This window comes from Pseudomonas sp. MWU13-2105 (genome assembly GCF_023242315.1).
In the GTDB taxonomy this organism is placed as follows: domain Bacteria; phylum Pseudomonadota; class Gammaproteobacteria; order Pseudomonadales; family Pseudomonadaceae; genus Aquipseudomonas.
This window is the reverse complement of sequence record NZ_JALLIY010000056.1, coordinates 1-2,596: the sequence shown is the minus strand read 5'-3', so window position 1 is coordinate 2,596 and position 2,596 is coordinate 1. Positions and strand designations below refer to the sequence as shown.

The 2,596-nt window shown below is 61.1% G+C and carries 2 protein-coding genes; both read left to right on the top strand.

Annotation, left to right across the window (positions count from 1 at the left end):
- The first annotated feature begins 202 nt into the window (after positions 1-202).
- Positions 203-1,717, top strand: a complete 1,515-nt coding sequence (gene istA / locus M5B96_RS32210) for an IS21 family transposase (protein WP_248801183.1) — start codon at positions 203-205, stop codon at positions 1,715-1,717.
- 19 nt (positions 1,718-1,736) lie between these two features.
- The gene (gene istB / locus M5B96_RS32205) at positions 1,737-2,492 is read left to right on the top strand and encodes an IS21-like element ISPsy14 family helper ATPase IstB (RefSeq protein ID WP_248801181.1); all 756 of its coding nucleotides are present in this window, start codon (positions 1,737-1,739) and stop codon (positions 2,490-2,492) included.
- The last annotated feature ends 104 nt before the right edge of the window (positions 2,493-2,596 follow it).

Here is a 2,596-nt window from a genome sequence, read left to right as displayed (position 1 = left end):
TGCGGATTCCATGACCATCCGGACATCCATTCCACCAACATCCGGACACTGATTCCACGCTGATCCGGACACTCATTCCACGAGCATCCGGACACCGATTCCACGGCCATCCGGACACTTTCAGGCAGGCAGCAACGCAGGATTATTCACTACCATCGGCCTCTTTTCTCGAAGCGAAGAGGTCGTCGTGGAGCGTATATCCATGCGTAAAATCCGAGAGGTACTGCGCCTAAAGTTCGACGTCGGCCTGTCCGTGCGCAAGATTGCGAAAAGCTTGTGTATCGGCCATTCGAGTGCGGGAGATTACCTTTGCCGCTTCGCTGCTAGCGGCCTCAAATGGCCCATCAATCTCTCCGATGCTGAACTGAATCGGTGCCTTTTTCCGCCGACAGTACCTGCACCAAACGATCAACGTCCGATGCCGGACTGGGCTCATGTCCACGCCGAGTTACGCCGCCCCGGCGTCACTCTGGCCCTGCTTTGGCAAGAGTATCGACTCGCTCACCCGCAAGGCTTCCAGTACAGCTGGTTCTGCGAGCACTACCGCCTCTGGGCTGCCAAGGTCGACGTGGTCATGCGCCAGGAGCACCGCGCCGGCGAAAAGCTGTTCGTCGATTACGCGGGCCAGACCGTGCCGGTCATCGACCGGCGAACCGGCGAAATCCGCCAGACACAGATCTTCGTTGCCGTTCTCGGCGCCTCCAGCTACACCTTCGCCGAGGCTACCTGGTCGCAGAAGTTGCCTGACTGGCTGGGCTCGCATGTGCGCTGCTTCGCTTTTCTCGGCGGTACCTCACAGATCCTGGTGCCCGACAACCTTCGCAGCGGCGTTACCAAGGCTCACCGTTACGAACCGGATATCAACCCCAGTTACCGCGACCTGGCCGAGCATTACGGCGTAGCCGTATTGCCTGCTCGCTCCCGCAAGCCTCGGGATAAAGCCAAGGTTGAGGTCGGCGTCCAAGTGGTCGAGCGCTGGATCCTGGCGGTGCTGCGCAACCGCCAGTTCTTCTCGTTGGGCGAACTCAACATAGCCATCGGACTGCTACTGGATCGCCTCAATCACAAGCCCTTCAAGAAGCTGCCCGGCTCACGCCGGTCAGCCTTCGAGACCCTCGACCAACCGGCGCTGCAAGCGCTGCCGGAGCCCCCATACGTCTATGCCGAATGGAAAAAGGTGCGAGTCCACATCGACTACCACGTCGAGGTCGACGGCCACTTCTACTCAGTGCCATACCAGTTGGTGAAGCACCAACTCGAAGTGCGGCTGACGGCGCAGACCGTCGAGTGTTTCCACGCCAACCAGCGTGTGGCCAGCCACCTGCGCTCGCCACACAAAGGCCGCCACACCACTCAAACCGAGCATATGCCCAAGAGCCACCGCGAACATGCCGAGTGGACACCCCAACGGCTGATCCGCTGGGCAGAGCAGACGGGGCCCAACACCGCTGGCGTCATCGCCTACATCCTTGAACGACGAATCCATCCGCAACACGGCTTCCGTGCCTGCCTGGGCATCCTGCGCCTGAGCAAACAGCACGGCGAAGAGCGGCTGGAAGCCGCTTGCCAGCGTGCGCTGGCACTGGGCGCATGCAGTTACAAAAGCCTCGAATCGATCCTGCGCCAAGGGCTGGAACGACTGCCACTGGCCCAGCAAAACCTGCCGCTGCTGCCCGACGAGCACATCAACCTGCGTGGCCCCGGCTACTACCACTGACTGAAAAAGGAGCACGAACATGCTGCCCAATCCGACACTCGACAAGCTGCAAGCCCTACGACTGCACGGGATGATCAAGGCGCTCGGCGAGCAACATGCAACGCCCGATATCAACGACCTCAGCTTCGATGAACGGCTCGGCCTGATGGTCGACCGCGAGCTGACCGAGCGCGAAGACGCCCGCCTGACCACTCGACTCAAAGCCGCCCGACTGCGTCATAACGCTTGTCTGGAAGACATCGACTACCGCAGCCCGCGTGGTCTGGACAAATCCCTGATCCTGCAACTGGGCAGCGGTCAATGGCTGCGCGACGGCCTGAACCTGATCATCGGCGGCCCAACCGGCGTGGGCAAAACCTGGCTCGCTTGCGCACTGGCCCACAAGGCCTGCCGGGACGGCTACAGCGTCCGTTACCTGCGTCTGCCGCGCCTGATGGAGGAGCTGGGCCTGGCCCATGGCGATGGACGCTTCGCCAAACTAATGGCGGGGTATGCCAAGACCGACCTACTGATCCTGGACGACTGGGGCTTGGCGCCGTTTACCGCAGCGCAACGTCGCGACATGCTTGAACTACTGGATGACCGCTACGGCAACCGCTCGACGCTGGTCACCAGCCAGATGCCAGTGGACAAATGGCATGCGCTGATCGGCGATCCGACCTTGGGCGATGCGATCCTCGACCGGCTGGTGCATAACGCTTATCGAATCGAACTGAAAGGCGAATCGATGCGCAGACGCGCAACGAAATTGACGGCAACAGCGACTTCAGACTAAGAATGCAAACCTGCGTCGCCGCGCTCCGACTGCCTGTCCGAATGAGCGTGGAACGAGTGTCCGGATGTTGGTGGGCTGAGTGTCCGAATGGCGTGGAATCCGCA

Excerpts from the sequence above, each read along its gene's own strand:
- istA (WP_248801183.1), top strand. The coding sequence starts at position 203 with ATGCGTAAAATCCGAGAGGTACTGCGCCTAAAGTTCGACGTCGGCCTG.
- istB (WP_248801181.1), top strand. The coding sequence starts at position 1,737 with ATGCTGCCCAATCCGACACTCGACAAGCTGCAAGCCCTACGACTGCAC.